Genomic DNA, 17,578 nt, shown 5'->3' with positions numbered 1-17,578 from the left:
CCCGAGCTGCGACCTATTTTTGCTCTTGTAGAAGGGCAGGGAATGGGCGCATGAGGAGCAAGGGGTGCAAGGGCCTATCTTATTCCAATACTCCTGGAGAGCCGATAGCCCTATCTTAACTCCTCCGGTTTACTGCTCTATTGCCTCGCACACTGACAGGCGGTCGGTGGCGGTTACATAAAGAAGAAGCCTTTCTACATAAACGGCCCCCAAAGTTGGACCGAGGAGTCTAACTTTAGGGGCCGTCCTTTTTATATTTTGCTTGTTAGCTTTAAGAAGGATCAAGGGCTTATCGGCCGGTGGACCGGCCCAATTCTCTTTTGGCAAGGGGGCCGCTTGTTGGGGGGGCCAGGGCCGGGGCCTTTGCCGGGCTAACGAGGAAGTGGGAGATGAAGAAGCCCAGGCCGTAGAAGAGGGCCAGGCAGAGGAAGAGGGGTTGGTAGTCGCCAAAATGCTTTAAAATCAGGGCAGCGACTTGGTTGCCGGTCAGGCCGGCAAAGGCCCAGGCGGAAAGGACGACGCCGTGGATGGTGCTGACATGGGTCATGCCAAAGCGGCTGGCCAGGAGGGCTGGCATGGTGCTGAAGCCACCACCATAGCCGGTGTTGACAACCAGCAGCATGAGGATGATGACCCCGGCGGCGCTGGCCCGGCTAAGGCCCAGGCCGCAGACCAGCAGGCAGGCGAAGAAGATGAGCTTGTAGATATGGTTGCGGTCGGCCAGGCGGTCGCTCAGGGTGGAGAGGACGAGCCGGCCGGAGGCGTTGGCGCCGGCAGTCAGGGACTGGACCAGGCTGATGGCGACGAGGCCCAGGGCAGTGGTCTGGAGGAGGGGCTTTTCATAAGCAATAAGGGCCAGGCCGCAGCTGATATTTAAATAAAACATGAGCCAGATGCCCAGGAAGGTCTTATTGCGGAAGAGGGCCAGCCGGTTGATGGGGGCGCTGATGGCCTTTTCATCATGCTGGCCTGGCTTTTTCAGGAGTAGGTGGCCGGTGTACATCATGGTGAAATAAAGACCGGCTAGGATATAGAACATGGTGGCTAGGCCCACTTGGTCCTGTAAGAAATTCATCAGGGGGCTGGCGATGGCCTTGGCTAAGCCGAAGCCCATAATGGAAATACCGGTGCCTAGGCCCTTGTGGTCAGCAAACCAGAGCATGAGAGTCTTAACCGGGGTCAGGTAGCCAATGCCCAGGCCAATACCCATGATGACCCCGTAAAAGAGGTAGATGCCCAGGAGGCTCAGCCGGCTACCCAGGACCGGGGCCAGGCTGATGGTTAAGCCGGTGCCGACAAGGCCGGTCGTAAAAAAGAGGCAGGCCAGGCCGGAGGCCCGGTGGATATTCCTCTCAATAAAGGGGCCGGCAAAGGCGGCAGACATGCCCAGGCAGAAGATGGCCAGGCTAAAGGCCCCGCCGATGACCTGGCTGGTCACCTGTAGGCTCTCGGCCAGGTTTTGGGCAAAGGAGGACCAGCAGTAAACGGTCCCGATGCTGCAGTGGATGAGCAGGGCAGGTAGGGCGGCGCGGAGCCATTTGTTTTCAAGCAGTTTTAAGAATGTCATGTTGACCTCCAAATCAGATGTATGTCTATAGACGACACAAGCGATTTGGCTGCCTTTTATATTGCTGGGCAATAAAAAAAGCAACCCAATAAATGAGTTGCCCAGGCGGTCGGCTATGATGGGTCCGGGTGCACTGTGTTGATTCACATAATCCGCCAGCACGCCGGTCATTTCAATTGTATCTGCATTATAGCTGAAGGGGTATAAAAAAGCAAGGGGCGGTGGGACTTTTTTCTATCCTTGCCTGGCCAAGGGCCGGTTGCCCCTTAAATGAGCTGGTAGAGGAGGCCCGTTTGCTTACTGTACCAGAGGAGGCGGCCATGGGCAAACTTGGGGATCCGGCGTTGCAGGTTCCATTCAGGGTAGAGCTTCCGTAAAAATAGGCTGTCGCCGGTTAAAAGGGCCAGAAAGGCGATGTAGTTGTCCTTGGTCATGGGGTGGTCGCTGGAGATATAGTAGCTGTCCTCAATGATTTCAACAGACAGGGCCTCTTCCGGCTCGGCTTTTTTGGCCGGCTGGGCGATGAGCCTTTCGCCACAGCAGCTGACGAGGCCTTCATCGGTGCTGATGATGAGGTTGTGGCAGTGGGGGCAGAGGTAAAAGCAGGTGTTTTTCATATTATCTCCTAACTGGGGCTCTGGTTTAAATCGCCCTGGAGCAGGCTGGCCAGGTCAATATTTAAGAGGGTAGAGAGGGCTGGAAGGAGGGAAATATCCGGGATTCCGGCGCCACACTCTCATTTGGATAGGGTCTTGTCGCTGATGTGTAATTGGTCGGCGATTTGCCGTTGGGTTAAGCCCCTGTTCTGGCGCTGATTTTTTATGAGCTGGCCTATTTTTTTGGCATCCATGACAGCACGCCTTTCTCACCCAGTATATAAGCCCCGGTCCGCCGGTGCAATCAACGGGGCGTAGACTTTAACTGATTTTTGCAAAGGAATTACAATTACCTGGGGTTAACCCACTAAAAAGTAATAATATTAACCCTTAAAAATTAAACTCTTGATTTTGCCTTAGCATTGGAGTAACATATATAATTAAGAGGTTAGCATTGTGGATCTCTGGCCGGATATTCAGGTATATACCCGGCTTTATTCATGTAAAGAAGGGAGGGAAAATGAATGATGATAAAAGACTTTCTCTGCCACAAAAGAGTGCTTTTTGCAGGTGGTTTGGTAACCGGGGTTATCGGCCGTAAAGTTTTAACGAGCAAACCGGTCCGTAACTTTGCTGTTCAATCTGTGGCTTCTACCATGAAGTTACAAAAGGACGCCGCTTATCAATTAGAACTAATGAAGGAAGAAGCGGAAGACTTAGTTGAAGAACAACGTGAATGCGAAGACAAGTAAGAAGGGTGGTGCTGGTAAATGAATTACCAGGTGGTTACTGCTCTTCCAGGTTATTTGCGATTACGTGCACCGCGCTTCGCTATCAGTGAAAATGACAGCTATATTTTAAGTCATGTGATCGGTCAGATGTCGGCCGTCCTTTCTGTGGACGTCAACTATCTGACCGGTTCTATTTTAGTGCGCCATTACGGTGACAACGACAGCCTCGTTGCCGCCATTAGAGAGATTAATCTTGATGAGTGCCCACCGGTGCCCCTTCACGAGCAGGACCAACATGTCAAAATCGGCTTAACCTTTAAGGGGATGCTGAGTAAGACTTTTATGGTTCGCTTCCTGAAAGGCCTGATGCCGATGCCGGTCTACAAGGCCTTGACGGTCTATTCGGCGGTACGGTATGTATGGCGGGGTCTGAAATCCCTGGGTCAAGGGCGCTTTGATGTCGATGTCTTAGATGGCGCAGCGATTGGTTTATCTGTAGCCTTTGGCCACTACCAGAGTGCCTCTTCGATTATGTTCCTCTTGAGTATTTCGGATATTCTTGAAGAATATGCCCGTCAACGGACGCGGAATGCGTTAACGACGGCCCTGATTATGAATGTGGACACCGTTTGGGTCCGGCTCGAGGATGGGCTGGAAGTCCAAAAGAGTATCTCTGATGTTCAGGTCGGCGATGAAATTATCGTCCGGGCAGGCACGATGATTCCTTTAGATGGCGAAATCGTTAGCGGTGAAGCAGGTGTCAACCAGCAAACCTTAACCGGTGAAAGCGCACCGGTTGTCAAGCAGGTCGGTGACTCGGTCTATGCCGGTACCGCCGTTGCTGAAGGTGAACTGGTGATTCGCGTACGTAAATTACTGGAAGAAAGTAGAATCCAGTATATTTTAAATATGGTTGAACGGGCAGAAGACGAAAAAATCGGGACAGCGGCCAAAGCAGAGGCCCTGGCTGACCGGATTGTGCCCTATAGTTTCTTATTTGCAGGTATTGTATGGCTCTTGACCCGGGATGGCCACAAGGCCCTCTCTGCCCTGACAGTCGACTACTCCTGTGCCATTAAACTGGCCACCCCTCTGGCGGTTATTTCCGCCATGCGGGAAGCCACCCAAAACAGGATCATGATCAAGGGCGGGAAGTACCTGGAGGCCATGGCCGAGGCCGATACCATTGTCTTTGACAAGACCGGGACCCTGACCTGTGCCACCCCCAAGGTGAAGAAGGTCATCCCCCTGACAGAAGACATGAACCGGGACGATGTCCTCCGGTTAGCGGCCTGCCTGGAAGAACACTTCCCCCACAGCCTGGCCCGGGCCATTGTCCTCCAGGCTGAGGAAGAAGGGCTCAAGCACCGGGAAGAACACGCCGATGTCAAGTATGTGGTGGCCCACGGCATTGAATCCGAATGGCGGAACCAAACGGTCCGCATCGGCAGCCGGCACTTCTTAGAAGATGATAACGGCATCGTCTTCAATGAAGCGGCGGAAGCAGCCATCCGCGAAGAAGGCAGCGGCTTCTCCTGCGTCTACCTGGCCGTGGCGGACAGCCTGGTCGGCTTTATCTGCATCCAGGACCCGCCCCGGGAAGAGGCCAAGGAAGTCATCCGCGGCCTGCGCCAGTCCGGGATTGAGCATATCGTCATGCTCACTGGCGACGGGGCCCCTATTGCCCAGCGCATTGCTGACGAACTGGGCATTGACCGCTACTTTGCAGAAGTCTTGCCGGAAGATAAGGCCAGTAAGGTCCAGGAATTACAGGCTGAAGGCAAGAAGGTCATCATGGTCGGCGACGGTGTCAATGATACCCCCGCCCTGGCCCAGGCCGATGTATCCGTCTCCCTGCGAGACGCCTCTGACGTCGCCCGGGAAGTGGCCGACATCACCCTCCTGCAGAGTGACCTGTCTGCCCTGGTTACGGCCCGTCACCTGGGCCTCCGGCTCATGCGGCGGATTGATAGCAACTTCAACCGGATCTTTACCATCAATACCGGCTTGTTGATTTTAGGGGCAACGGGCGTTATGCAGCCGACCTCTACGGCCCTCTGGCACAATGTGTCGACAGCAGTCTTAGGCTATGCCGCCTGCCAACCCCTGCTTTCGCCCCGCGAAAGAAAGGCCCAACAGGCCCTAGCTGAATAAACTCACCACCCACCCTCGTCCCACCGAGGGTGGGTTTTTGTTACGTTTTTATAGCTAAAAAGATACTGCATAATGAAGTCGTTTATGGTAATCTTAGAAGACCTATCCTATACCTATTAGCAATCAAAAAGGAGTTGCGCTATGTACCGATTAGGTCACCGATTACTATTAGCTGTGGCTTGTGTCCTCACAGCTCTTCTTGTTGCCGCCGGCCTGGTAATGGTAAATCCCTTTCACCTCCAGGCAGGTCAACCCCTCCAAGAAACCCTTAAATACGACAAGGCAGAGACCGTTGGCCCCCAAAGGGCCGAGCTTTTATGTGGCGGGGATATCGTCTTCCACCCCATTACCTACTCCTCCCAGTATGAGCAAGTGGTCCCGCCCTATGACTTTTCCCATATGTTTGTCCGGATGGGGCCCCACCTGGCCCGGGCCGACTTTGCCACCATCACCTTTGAAACCGTTTGTGACCCGGATATGCCCTATGCCGGCTATCCCGTCTTTAATAGCCCCACCGAGGCCATTCCGGCTATGAAAAAAGTCGGCTTTGGCGCCCTCGCCACCGCCACTAACCACGCCCTGGATGGTGCCGGCCTCTCCTCCCATGATAAGACCCTCCGGGCCATGGACCAGGCCGGGGTAGACCACTTTGGCAGCTACCTGCCGGATAAGGACAGGACCCCCTATATTAAAGATATCCAGGGCATTAAAGTGGCCTTTTTGAACTATGCAGAAATGTATAACGGCAATGAAGTCGCCCTGGCCGACCAAGACCTGGCCCGGCTCTCCCCTCTGAAGATAGACCTCATCCGCCAGGATATTACCGCTGCCCGCCAGGCCGGCGCTGATCTGGTTGCTGTCTTCCCCCACTGGGGCATTGAATACCAGACCCTGCCCAGCCCCGAGCAAAGAGAGCTGGCCCGGGAAATGGTCGCCGCCGGCGCCGACCTGGTCATCGGGTCCCACCCCCATGTTATCGCCCCGGCTGAATGGATTGACCAGGATGGCCGCCGGGCCTACGTCGCCTATTCCTTAGGTAACGCCATGTCCAACCAAAGAGCCGCCTTCCTGGGTACCATCGATACCGAAATCGGCTGCTTCCTCCGGCTTCAGCTGGAAAAAGACAAAGAAGGCAGCCGGGTCAAAGAGGCTAGCCTCCTGCCCAGTACTGTCTACATCAACACAAAAACCGGCGGCAAAAAATACGAAGCCGGCCTTATTCAAGACTTCCTCGTAGCTGAGGACCTGACTGACCAGGACAAGGCCCATATGACCAACCTTAAAAATCGAGCAGAAGAGATTTTAGGCCAGGCCCTACCGGCCTGACCCAAGTAAAAAAACCTAAGTTCCAGAAGCATAAAATGCTTCTGGAACTTAGGTTTTTTTATTAACTTGTAGCCAAGAGCTTACATACAAGGAAATCATTAGAGAAAGAAAATGCAAAAGAATATATAATGGAATAAATAGAAAATAATTATAAAAAAGGAGGAGTTTATTATGCCACCCATTATCGATAAAGAAAAATGTATCAGATGTCAGCGCTGTGCGAGTATTTGTTGCATGGATGTTTTTGGACCAATCACAAAAGGTGAAGTACCAAAAGTTCGTTTTCCTAAAGAATGTTGGCATTGCAGGGCTTGTGTCATCGAATGCGCTCAAGGAGCTATCAGTATGCGATATCCATTACCATTAACTATTTTATATCGAGAAGCAGTTCCCTTAAGCGAAGGAGAAAAAAATGATTAATAAAGATTATGAAGTAAGTGAATGTGATGTTTTGGTTGCAGGTGGAGGTATTGCAGGACTGATGGCGGCTATAGCTGCAGCTCAAAAGGGAGCTAAGGTGATAGTTGCTGAGAAAGCTAATACTTTACGAAGTGGTTCCGGTGCAACAGGTTGTGATCACTTTTTTTGCTATATCCCAGAGGAACATGGGGATTTTGCAACTGCTCTAGAAGAGCTCAGTAATAGTCAAGGAGGACAAATAGGCCGAGTCGATCCCGCATTGCAGAAAATATTTTTAGAACGTACTCATGAAGTTGCTGAAGACTGGCTTCGCTGGGGCATCAATATGAAGCCTCACGGCAAATGGGAATTTAATGGACATACTTTGCCAGGGCATACTTGTCATTGGTTAAAATATGACGGGAAGCAGCAAAAACCAATTCTAACTAAAGTTGCTAAAGAAAATGGAGTTATTATTGATAATAAAACTGTAATTCAAGAATTTTTGCTAGATAAAGATAAAAAAATATGTGGTGCTATATCTTTAGACGTTTCTAACGATATCCCGGCTATAAAAATTTATAAAACCCAATCTATTGTTGTTTCCACCGGTATTGCAATGAGACTATACCCCTCAATTACACCAGGCTGGATTTTCAATGCTTGTAATTGTCCTGCGGGGACAGCCACTGGACGAGCTGCAGCTTTTAAAGCAGGAGCATCCTTAGTCAATATGGATATTTTATGGGTCCATTCCGGTTTAAGATATTTTGAACGCGTTGGTAAATCGACGTGGATAGGGGTCATGAAAGACTCTGAAATGAAACAAACTAGTCCCTTTGTTAAAGTAGCAACCAAAGAAAAGGCAGATATAACTGGTGATATTTGGGGGAATATTTTCCCAGAAAAAATGAATAATGGGACAGGTCCTGTTTTTATGGACTGTACAGAAACAAGTGATGATGATAAAGAATATATGAAATGGGGCATGGCCTGTGAAGGTTGTACTTCAGTACTTGAGTTGATGAATCAATCGGATATTGACCTCGATAAGCATATGGTGGAATTTGGTAGGTATAACCCTATCTTGCAAGGAAATGGGATTCAGATAAATACATCGGGAGAAAGTGATATTGAAGGACTTTACTGTGCTGGTGACGAACTAGGTAACTTTAACTGTGGAATTGCAGGAGCTGCCGTAACAGGTAGAATTGCAGGAGAAAATGCAGCTGAATTTGTCAAGTCACATAAGTATACACTGGACTCTAAAAGCGATAATCTGCTGGAGAGTCAACAGATCAGAGACTTTAGGGAACTTTGCGAAACATTAACCGATAGAAAAGAGGGCGCACATTGGAGTGAATTGAACCTAGCAATTCAGCAGGTGATGGATGATTATTGCGGTCTTAAATATAAAAGGTCACGGACAATGATGTCAGCAGGTTTGTCCTATCTGAAAGAGATTGAAAAAAGAGCTAAATTAAGCATTAAATGCGATAACTCACATGAGCTAATGCGTGCTTTAGAAAGTTTTGATTTACTACTAATGGGGAAAATTGTAATAAGCTGTGCTCTAGAGCGTAAGGAATCCAGAGGCATGCATCAACGTGCTGATTATACCTATACTAATCCATTGTTAAATAAGCAGTTTTTAGCAGTTAGACAGGAAAATGGGGAACTAAAATTTCAATGGAGAGAAAAATTTTAGCAAAGAGGTGAGTAATGATGGGTAAACTGGTAGGAGAACGATCGAATTTAGTAAAGTGGGCAATAACTATTGGTTTAACATTAATTATATTTACAGTACCCGTTACGGAAAGTTTTACCATGGATATGCATATATTTCTAGCTATAGTTATATTCTGCATATCAACAGTAGCTTTTGAGTTTTTTGACGTAATGATTCCTGCCCTTTTGATGTCTTTTGCATTTCTAGCATTCGATTTGGCACCAATAGAGCTAGTCTTTTCTGGATGGACGAAGACTTTGCCTTATCAAGTCATAGGGGCTTTTATTTTAGCTAACGTATTAAATGAAATAGGGCTCTTAAAAAGAGTGGCGTTTTGGGTTATACTTAGAACATCAGGAACGTACAGAGGCCTTGTATTTGGTATTTGGTTCGCTGCGGTCATTGCGAGTCTAATCACTTCTGGTAATGCTTTTGTGGTTATCGCGGCGTTTTGCTATGGTATTTGTAAAGCATTAGAATTAAAACCTTCACGAGAAACAACTGTAATTTTTGCAGCAGGAATTATGGGAACCGTGACTTCTTGGATGTTTATTTATTTCCCAGCTCAAATGCCATTTTTAATTAGTGCTGGACAAACTATAGATTCTAAATTTAATATAACTTGGCTGGAATTCTTTGTAGATAATTTGCCTTACTTTTTAATTTGTATCGTCACGTTATGGATTATAACAATGGTATTCAAACCCACCCAGCTTATTCAGGGGAAAGAGAGTATTACCAGGCTCTATAAGGAATTGCCTGAGATTAGTTCAGCAGAAATAAAAGCTGCTATTGTAGCTGTTGGGATTCTACTATTCTTGACTACGGCACAGTGGCATGGGCTTGATGTTGCCTGGGCTCTTATGATTGGCCCATTATTGCTATACATGCCAGGTGTTAATGTCGGCTCTAAGGAATCTATCAAGAATATCAACTTTAGTTTAATCATTTTTATTATTTCCTGTATGAGTATAGGTGCAGTGGGTACGCACATCGGATTAAGCCAAATGGTCTCGGATTTAGTCGTTCCGATTTTGGAAAATTCAAGTGGAAACAGCATTGTAGTTTTTTATGGATTACTGGGGATGCTACTTAACGTACTATTAACCCCCATGGCTATTCTTGGTGCATTATGCCAACCTTTCGCACAAATAGCGGCTGATTTAAATATAAATATCAAAGGAGCCATGTATGGTCTATATTGGGGGACGGATCAAGTATTCTTACCTCATGAAATTAATGCTATCCTTATTTTCTTCTCCTTCGGTTTTATGCCGATGAAGTATTTTATTAAAGTGTTTTCATTAAAAACAGTGCTGTTTTTTGTAGGATTATTAGTTTGCTTAATACCTTGGTGGCACTTTGTTGGAGCTCTGTGACTTGAAACAAGTGCTGAAAAGGACGTACTTGGTTTTGGAGAATAAAAATTGTTAACAGAATATCTATTCTATGTCACTAAAGTACAAGAGTATGGATCTATAAGCAAGGCGAGTAGAGAATTACTTCTATCACAGCAACGATTAAGCCAAATTATACAAGAAGTTGAAGATTCATTTGAAATAAAGCTTTTCTATAGATCTTCAAAAGGAGTAGAGGTAACACACGAAGGGGAAGAGTTTCTAGAAAAAACACGAGTAATCCTGAAGGATATTAGGTCATTACATGAAGTTGGTAAAAGTGAAGAGCGTATTTTAAAAGGGAAATTAAATATCAATAAATTTCCAGATATTTCGGCTGAATATTTTTCGGATTTTATGGAGTTTATGATTAATAGACATGAATCAATCGAATTATATATTGATGAAATATCTGTAGCAGATATGATTGGTAATGTAAAAGATGGCAGGGCAAATGTCGGAATTGCAATCTTATCTAGTGAAATGATTGAAGAACTTCCAGATTATATTACGTTTATTCCGATTTTGGAGCGTAGAGTGGTTGTATATGTTGCTGAGGATAGTTTTTTTGCGAATAAGTATAGGTCGATATCTTTAAAGGGGATTAAGGACTTGCCTATTATCCTGTACGGAGATTCCCATGAAAGAAACGCCTTAAATAATTTTTTGCGTAGATTTTGGGAAGGTAAAGTTCGTATACAAACGAATAACCTAAAAATATTCTTTGACTATATAACACGAAAAAATTGTATTTCAATAGGTAGCATACCTTGTGGTCATCATCAAGTTATTGATAAAATAAAAGCTTTACCCATAAGAGAAAATATTTTCTTGCAGCAAGGGCTGGTTTTGAGAAGGGATTATAGAAAAAATTTAAAGAATGAAATATTTGTAGAAAATTATAAAGAGTTTTATAAAAGGTATAGTGAATGATATTCTTAAATTAGCTGATGAGTTATTGTGCCTTCATCAGCTAATTTTATTTTGGGAGGTAGAAGGATGTTTCAGTATGATCGTCCCTTATATCGGCCGCCGAGTGAGGCGCAGAGTTTGATTTTTCAGGTGACCCTGGGCTGTTCCCATAATACTTGTACGTTTTGTTCTATGTATAGAAGTAAGGATTTCCGGGTCCGGCCTTGGGCTGAGCTTGAGGCAGATCTTCGGGAGGGGGCTGAGGCTTATCCGCATATCAAGCGGATCTTTCTGGCGGATGGAGATGCCATGGTCTTATCCTATGACCGGCTGGTACGGGTTTTAACGACCATCCGAACCCTTTGGCCCCATGGGCCCCGGGTAAGTGTTTATGCCCGGTCGGAGGGGGTCCTAAGTAAGAGTGATAAAGAATTGGCCCACTTGCGGGACCTGGGCCTGGCCCTGCTTTACATCGGCCTGGAGTCAGGCGATGACCAGGTCCTGGAAGACATCAAAAAAGGGGAGACGGTGGCGGATATTATCAGGGCCTGTGACCGGGCCCAGGCGGCCGGGATGGCGGTTTCGGTCATGGCCATTGTCGGCCTGGCCGGGAAGGCTGGGAGTCGCCGGCATGCCCTAGAGACGGCCCGGGCCTTAAGCCGGATCCGGGCCCAGTATATTGGGCTTTTAACCCTTATGGTGGAGCCGGATACGCCCCTGGCAGACCAGGTCCGGGCGGGGGACTTTGAGCCCCTGTCGCCGGAGGAGGCAGTGAGGGAAATGCGGATTCTGATGGAGGCCTTGGATAGTCCGGGCAGCTATTTTTCCTCTACTCACCCTTCGAATTATTTTGTTTTATCCGGCCGCCTCAATGAGGCCAAGGCCGATTTGTTGGAGGAGCTGGACTTCCTCCTGGCCCATCCGGACCAGCTCTACGGTAGCCATTACAGGCGCTTGTAACCCTTGGGCCTAAAAAAAACGATAAGAATTGCCGGTCACCTGCGGGTATGCAGGGACCGGCAATTCTTATAGGGTCATCTGAGAGGCGGCGCTTTTCCTGCCGGCTCAGTTTTTGGTAAAGATAATGGCGCTGGTGCGGCCACGATTATCATAGATGGGCCGGACCTTGTAGCCGGTGGCATCTGCCATGAAGCGGATGGGAACCATGGTCCGGTTGTTTTCGCTGATAAAGGGGCGGGCGTCCATTTGAATGACCTGGTTGTTGACGGCGTAGTGGTCGTAGCCCAGGGTCATGGTGATGATTTTATCGTTAAAATTCGTGGTAATGGTCTGGATGGTTTGGTTGTAGCTGATTTCGGCACCGAGGATTTCCCCAATGGCCCGGTAGGGGACGTAGGTCCGTCCATCCTTGACGACCGGGGGGGCATCCAGGTAGACACTGCGGCCGTCGACATCCATCATCATATTGCCGATGCCCAGGCGGACGGTCTGGGGATGGTAGCTGTAGGCGGCAACAGGGATGAGGACGGGGTCATCATTGGGATTCAATCGGATGCCGATGTGTCCTTGGCCCTTGGTGAGCCCGGTCACTTGGACGGTGGCCACCCCGTGGGTGTCGGTGAAGCTATTGGTCGGACTCACTTGGACGCCGGGAGCGCTGGTGGTCACATAGACCGGGACGCCGGCGCCAATGCCTTCTCCGTTAGACCGGTAGAGGGTCAGGGAGAGGGTCGTTGGTGTTTGGCCGTCGGCGGAGATGGGAATGTGGACCTCCTTTTCCTGGTGGCCCCGGGGGGGCTGGACGGTCAGGCCGGGCAGTTCGACGCCTTTGATGGCGGGGCTGACCCGCATAAAGGCGACATCGCCAACGGTGGCTGTCCCGACAGTGAGGGTCCGGGCTTTGGGGCCGGTGGCGGCAAAGCTCAGCCGGTCATAGCTTTCCAGCTGGTCTGGGTCAAAGGCCATGCCTTCAGGGATATAGACCCCCTTTAAGAGGTAGGTCCCGGCCCGGCTAAAGCGGACCTTGAAGCTTTGCTGCTGCTGGAAGGCCCGGGCGTCAGCAATAAAGACCCCGGGCACCCCGGTATTGCCGTGGATGTAGAGGCCCTCTTTAATAGAGAGGGGGACGATATCCATGGCTTCCAGGGGTTGGCTCCCCTGGCTATCTGTGGCCCAAAAATATATTTTGCCCTTGGGCGGCTCTGCCAAAGGGTGGCCGCTATAGCCCAGGAGGCCAATGGTTATTTCCGCCGGTTCATAGGGAATAAGGGACCGGCTGGCGGCATCGGTATAGATAAAAGAGGCTGCATTGGAGACCTCGGCTGCGGTCGCCGCCTGGGGCGGGTAACAAAAGCCGACCAGGAGTATGAGGGTAAGCAGGATGCGATAACGCATTAAATCACCTTCCTTTCTCCTTATTGTAACAAATGGCTTGGGCCCGTTCACAACAAGGCGGTTACAATCTAGGCGGCCTAGTCTTCCTCGATAAAGATGATTTGCTTGGGGCAAAGCTTAGCCGCCTGGCGGGCCTGGGCCTGCAGGTCCTCAGCGGCGGGCTCGGCTTCTTTAAGCTGGACCAGCTGGGCCCGGTCCAAAGTGAAGAGGTCCGGCGCCAGGGCCTCGCAGGCGCCACAGCCGACACAGCCGCCGGCAATACTGATATACATAAGCGCCCTCCTTTCTCTATCCATTTTTACCCAGAAGGCGGTCCGGATATACAGGTCTCTATTGGACAGCCCCCAGGAAAACGGTATAATATCAATAGATAAGCAGATTGTAAGGAGGACACTTATGAAAGGTGCAGCGTTAAAGGCCCTCAGCCTGGGCCTGGGGCTTGTTCTGGCAGCGGGCCTGGCCCTTGAAGGGCCGGCTGTCGCGCCGGCGGCAGCGGCCGAGCTCCCGGCCAATGCCCTGGTTGTCGACGGCATTTTACTCATCAATAGGGACTACCCCATCGGGGCGGATTATGACCCCATTCCCGGGGCCCCGGATAATAAGCAGCTCCTGCCGGAGGCCCAGGCGGCCTTCCAGGACATGCAGGAGGCCGGCCGGATTGAGGCGGGCCTGCAGCTCTTTGTCCTTTCCGGTTACCGGTCCTATGCCTACCAGGACTGGCTCTACAAGGGCTACCGGGCCAATGTCGGCGATTATGCCGACACCTTCAGCGCCAAGCCCGGCATGAGCGAACACCAAAGTGGCCTGGCAGCGGATATCGGCGACCGCCGCTACCCCGGGATTACCCTGGAGGTGGCCTTTGAAAATACCGAGGCCGGCCAGTGGCTGGCCAATAATGCCCACCGCTTTGGCTTTATTTTACGTTTTCCCAAGGGCCAGGAGGCCGTTACCGGCTACCAGTATGAGCCCTGGCACTTCCGCTACATCGGTAAAGAAGCAGCCGGCCGGATGAAGGCCGCCGGGGTCCCGACCCTGGAGGCCTGGCTGGGCACCGATACCGGCGCCGGCCGCGCCCTGGCCAGCCACCAGCTGGGCAATGTCCACGTCAACCGCTTGCCGGTGCCCCTAAGAGGGTATCTGATTAAGGACAACCATTATTACAAGTTGCGAGACCTGGCCCAGGTTTTAGCCGGGACCGGGGCCGCCTTTTCGGTGGACTACGATGCCGCCCATAATGAAATCATCCTCAAGCGGACCCCCTACGCCAAGGGCAAGGCCGGCGAGGCCCCCAGCGCCTCCCTCCCCTACCGGAGCGCCCTGATGAACACCATCACCGTCCGGGTGGATGGAGAGGCCTACCGGCTGGACCGGGCTGTCATTGATGACCTGAGCTATATCAAGCTCCGGGACCTGGCCAAGCCCCTGGGCTTTACTGTGGACTGGCAGGTTGAGCCGCCGACGGTGCTCATCACCACCCCGGCTGCGGAAGACGAGGCTAAGGGTCAGGAAAAACCGGACCCGGCCCAAACCGCCAGCCCGGCAGAGGGGTCTGAAACGACTCCAGCTACGCCGACCCCGGCTGCTGATCCCGGAGACCCAGCGGCGGCCGCCCCTGAGGAAGGGGTCCAGGCAAGCAACCCCACTGACAGTCACCCGGCACCAAGCCGGGTCGGTTAATAGAGACCATTGATACAAGCAAGGAAAGAGAGGACCTTCATGGCAAAAATTCAAATGACGACCCCCCTGGTGGAAATGGACGGGGATGAAATGACCCGGATCCTTTGGGCCTGGATCAAAGAAAAGCTCATAACCCCCCACGTGGACCTGAAAACCGACTACTATGACCTGGGCCTGGCCCATCGGAATGAGACGGACGACCAGGTGACCCACGAGGCAGCTGCGGCCATTAAAAAGTACGGGGTTGGCGTCAAGTGCGCCACCATCACCCCCAATGCTGCCCGGATGGATGAGTATGACCTGAAAGAAATGTGGAAGAGCCCCAACGGCACCATTCGGGCCGCCCTGGATGGGACCGTTTTCAGGGCCCCCATCCTGGTTAAGGGGATTGCCCCTTATGTCAGTAATTGGACCTCGCCCATTACCGTTGCCCGCCATGCCTACGGGGACCTCTACCGGAATGTTGAGCTGGCCGTTGACGGGCCAGCAACCGCCAAGCTGGTCGTCCAGTATGATGATGGCCGGACCGAGGAAAAGGAGGTCTTCCGCTTTGAAGGGCCGGGGATCAGCCAGGGCATGCACAACCTGGATGCCTCCATCGAAAGCTTTGCCCGGGCCTGCATGACCTATGCCCTGGACACCAAGCAGGACCTCTGGTTTTCCACCAAGGATACCATCTCTAAGGTCTACGACCACCGCTTTAAGGATATCTTCGCAGATGTCTATGAAAAAGAATTTAAGACCGACTTTGAAGCCGCCGGCATTGAATATTTTTACACCCTCATCGATGACGCCGTGGCCCGGGTGGTCCGGTCTGAAGGCGGCTTTATCTGGGCCTGCAAGAACTATGATGGGGACGTCATGAGCGACCTGGTGGCCTCAGCCTTTGGCAGCCTGGCCATGATGACCTCTGTCCTGGTCTCCCCCCAGGGCTACTATGAATACGAAGCCGCCCACGGCACCGTCCAACGCCACTACTACAAGCACCTCAAGGGGGAAGAAACATCCACCAACAGCGTGGCCACCATCTTTGCCTGGTCCGGTGCCCTGCGCAAGCGTGGCGAACTAGATGGCAACCAGGACCTGCAGGCCTTTGCAGACCGGTTGGAAAAAGCGACCCTGGACACCATTGAAGCTGGGGAAATGACCGGGGACCTGGTCCTCCTGTCTAGCCTGGAAAAGAAGGAAAAACTCTCCAGTGAAGCCTTCCTGGATGCCATTGCCGGTCGCCTTTAAGGGCCGGCCGTTTCTGCACGATTCGTTATAAAGGAGGATACAATGTCCAGTAAGCGAAATAAATGGTTGGCCGGCCTCTTGTGCGCCGGGCTGGTCTGTGGGTCCCTGCCCCTGACCACCGGCCCGGTCCAGGCCCGGCCCACGGCTGTTAACTACGGGCCCTGGGCCCCGGAAACGATGACCGTGACCCCGGATAGCCTCAAGGCCAAGGAGGCCGGCCAGGTCCAGGTCCAGTTTGACCGCAATTATAGCCCGGCTGCCGGCGACCAGTTACTGGTCGAGGCCTTTGACGGCCAGGGCAAGCGGTTGGACCGGGAAAGCCAGGCCATTGACCTGGCCGACCAGGCCGTCTACCAGGCCCTGACCCTGCCGGTGACCCCTTCAGCCCAGGCGGCCAAGTATGTGGTCCGCTACCAGGGGGCCCCGGGCAACCAGGCCAAGCTCAGCAAGGAAATCAAGGTAACGGGCGGCTTGGCCGATAGCCGCCTGGAAGTCAAGTATGCCAATGCCAAGGTGGCCCCCGGGGATACGGTTGCAGCCCCGGCCCTGGCCCTGGTCGATGGGGCCGGTAACCGTCAGGCCGTCACCGATGTGACCTATACCGTCACCGGCGCCGTTGTGGAAGACAGCCTCAAGGAAGACGGGAGCTTTGTCGTCGCCGGCAATGCCCCCCTGGGGTCCAGTATCATCGTAACAGCCACCAGCCAGGGCCTTTCTGCGACGGCCAGCTTTACGGTCACCCGGTCCAATAAAACCGAGGGAACCGTCCTCCAGGCCAAGCAAACCGAGGGGCCGGCCGGAAAGGACAATGAAGTGACCTTTGTCCTGACCCAGGACGGCAAGGCCCTCAACCTAGACTGGCAGCCTACAGTGGTCCGGGTTGAATTCCTGGATGAAGCCAAGGCCCTGGGCTATGCCGTGGACATCAAGCAGGTGAGCCAGGGCGGCGAAGGCAAGCTGGTCCTGAAAAGCGAGGTCCCGGCAGATGTCAAATGGCGGCTGGTCTTATCCGATAATGCCGGCCACCGGCTGGTCAGCGGCACTGCCGACTTCAGCTTTACCGCCGCCCCGGCTGCAGAAAAAGAACGGGCCGTGAGCCTGACCATCGGGTCCAATAACCTGGTCATTAATGGTGACCAGATTCAGACCATGGATACAGTACCGGTGGTGGTCAACGACCGGACCTATGTCCCTTACCGGGCTGTGGCCCAGGCCTTTGACGCCAAGGTCGACTATAACCACGCCGGCCGGACCGTCACCACCAGCCTGGCCGGGCAAAAGGTGGTCATGACCATTGGCCAAAAGGCCTACACCGTCAATGGCGAGCAAAAGTACATGGACGTGGCCCCCTATGTCAACCAAGCCGGCCGGACCATGGTCCCGGTCCGCTTTGTGGCCGAGGCCCTGGGCTTTAAAGTCAAGCCCCTCTACCAGGCCAATGGCGCCACCCAGGGGGTTGCCTTCAGTAAGTAAGGTCCCTATTCCAGATGATCAAAAAG

The 17,578-nt window shown here is 51.7% G+C and carries 16 protein-coding genes; 11 read left to right on the top strand and 5 right to left on the bottom strand.

Translation table 11 applies throughout. The features are described from left to right. Positions 1 to 289: 289 nt before the first annotated feature. The 3 genes from ACKQTC_RS06970 to ACKQTC_RS06960 form a co-directional block, all read right to left on the bottom strand. Positions 290 to 1,567, bottom strand: coding sequence for an OFA family MFS transporter (locus ACKQTC_RS06970; protein ID WP_408977718.1), 1,278 nt, complete (start codon positions 1,565 to 1,567; stop codon positions 290 to 292). 266 nt (positions 1,568 to 1,833) lie between these two features. Then, positions 1,834 to 2,184, bottom strand: coding sequence for a hypothetical protein (locus ACKQTC_RS06965; protein WP_408977717.1), 351 nt, complete (start codon positions 2,182 to 2,184; stop codon positions 1,834 to 1,836). 119 nt (positions 2,185 to 2,303) lie between these two features. Then, positions 2,304 to 2,417, bottom strand: coding sequence for a helix-turn-helix domain-containing protein (locus tag ACKQTC_RS06960; protein ID WP_408977716.1), 114 nt, complete (start codon positions 2,415 to 2,417; stop codon positions 2,304 to 2,306). A gap of 270 nt (positions 2,418 to 2,687) precedes the next feature. On the opposite strand from ACKQTC_RS06960, the gene ACKQTC_RS06955 reads away from it, so the two are divergent. The 8 genes from ACKQTC_RS06955 to ACKQTC_RS06920 all read left to right on the top strand — a co-directional run bounded on the left by ACKQTC_RS06955 (position 2,688) and on the right by ACKQTC_RS06920 (position 11,771). Further along, positions 2,688 to 2,915: a hypothetical protein gene (locus ACKQTC_RS06955; RefSeq protein WP_408977715.1), complete on the top strand. Its 228-nt coding sequence runs from the start codon at positions 2,688 to 2,690 to the stop codon at positions 2,913 to 2,915. Positions 2,916 to 2,969: 54 nt separating this feature from the next. Continuing rightward, entirely contained in the window at positions 2,970 to 5,048 is a 2,079-nt protein-coding gene (locus ACKQTC_RS06950) for a heavy metal translocating P-type ATPase (protein ID WP_408977714.1), read from the top strand. 219 nt (positions 5,049 to 5,267) lie between these two features. After that, entirely contained in the window at positions 5,268 to 6,374 is a 1,107-nt protein-coding gene (locus ACKQTC_RS06945) for a CapA family protein (RefSeq protein ID WP_408977713.1), read from the top strand. Positions 6,375 to 6,545: 171 nt separating this feature from the next. Beyond that, positions 6,546 to 6,794 (top strand): 4Fe-4S dicluster domain-containing protein, encoded by a 249-nt coding sequence (locus ACKQTC_RS06940; RefSeq protein ID WP_408977712.1) that lies wholly within the window; start codon positions 6,546 to 6,548, stop codon positions 6,792 to 6,794. Beyond that, positions 6,787 to 8,481, top strand: a complete 1,695-nt coding sequence (locus ACKQTC_RS06935; RefSeq protein WP_408977711.1) for an FAD-dependent oxidoreductase — start codon at positions 6,787 to 6,789, stop codon at positions 8,479 to 8,481. The genes ACKQTC_RS06940 and ACKQTC_RS06935 overlap by 8 nt, the downstream gene beginning before the upstream one ends. 14 nt (positions 8,482 to 8,495) lie before the next feature. Beyond that, positions 8,496 to 9,881: an SLC13 family permease gene (locus tag ACKQTC_RS06930; protein WP_408977710.1), complete on the top strand. Its 1,386-nt coding sequence runs from the start codon at positions 8,496 to 8,498 to the stop codon at positions 9,879 to 9,881. A gap of 48 nt (positions 9,882 to 9,929) precedes the next feature. Next, on the top strand, positions 9,930 to 10,832 hold the full coding sequence (locus tag ACKQTC_RS06925; RefSeq protein WP_408977709.1) for a LysR family transcriptional regulator: 903 nt from the start codon (positions 9,930 to 9,932) through the stop codon (positions 10,830 to 10,832). 66 nt (positions 10,833 to 10,898) lie between these two features. Further along, the gene (locus ACKQTC_RS06920) at positions 10,899 to 11,771 is read left to right on the top strand and encodes a radical SAM protein (protein WP_408977708.1); all 873 of its coding nucleotides are present in this window, start codon (positions 10,899 to 10,901) and stop codon (positions 11,769 to 11,771) included. Positions 11,772 to 11,876: 105 nt separating this feature from the next. On the opposite strand, the gene ACKQTC_RS06915 is transcribed toward ACKQTC_RS06920, so the two are convergent. Next, positions 11,877 to 13,166, bottom strand: a complete 1,290-nt coding sequence (locus ACKQTC_RS06915; RefSeq protein ID WP_408977707.1) for a stalk domain-containing protein — start codon at positions 13,164 to 13,166, stop codon at positions 11,877 to 11,879. 77 nt (positions 13,167 to 13,243) lie between these two features. Continuing rightward, complete coding sequence (locus tag ACKQTC_RS06910; protein ID WP_408977706.1) at positions 13,244 to 13,438, bottom strand: ferredoxin; 195 nt, start codon at positions 13,436 to 13,438, stop codon at positions 13,244 to 13,246. 124 nt (positions 13,439 to 13,562) lie between these two features. Between ACKQTC_RS06910 and ACKQTC_RS06905 the strand changes: the two genes are divergently transcribed. The 3 genes from ACKQTC_RS06905 to ACKQTC_RS06895 are packed head-to-tail and all read left to right on the top strand — an operon-like array spanning position 13,563 to position 17,552. Further along, entirely contained in the window at positions 13,563 to 14,843 is a 1,281-nt protein-coding gene (locus tag ACKQTC_RS06905) for a M15 family metallopeptidase (protein ID WP_408977705.1), read from the top strand. A 39-nt stretch (positions 14,844 to 14,882) separates the two neighbouring features. Next, entirely contained in the window at positions 14,883 to 16,079 is a 1,197-nt protein-coding gene (locus ACKQTC_RS06900; RefSeq protein ID WP_408977704.1) for an NADP-dependent isocitrate dehydrogenase, read from the top strand. 42 nt (positions 16,080 to 16,121) lie between these two features. Next, on the top strand, positions 16,122 to 17,552 hold the full coding sequence (locus ACKQTC_RS06895) for a copper amine oxidase N-terminal domain-containing protein (protein WP_408977703.1): 1,431 nt from the start codon (positions 16,122 to 16,124) through the stop codon (positions 17,550 to 17,552). Positions 17,553 to 17,578: the final 26 nt, after the last annotated feature.

This window comes from Peptococcus simiae, from assembly GCF_046097595.1.
In the GTDB taxonomy this organism is placed as follows: domain Bacteria; phylum Bacillota; class Peptococcia; order Peptococcales; family Peptococcaceae; genus Peptococcus; species Peptococcus simiae.
The sequence above is the reverse complement of the archived record's forward strand: the minus strand, read 5'-3'. Positions and strand labels throughout refer to the sequence as shown.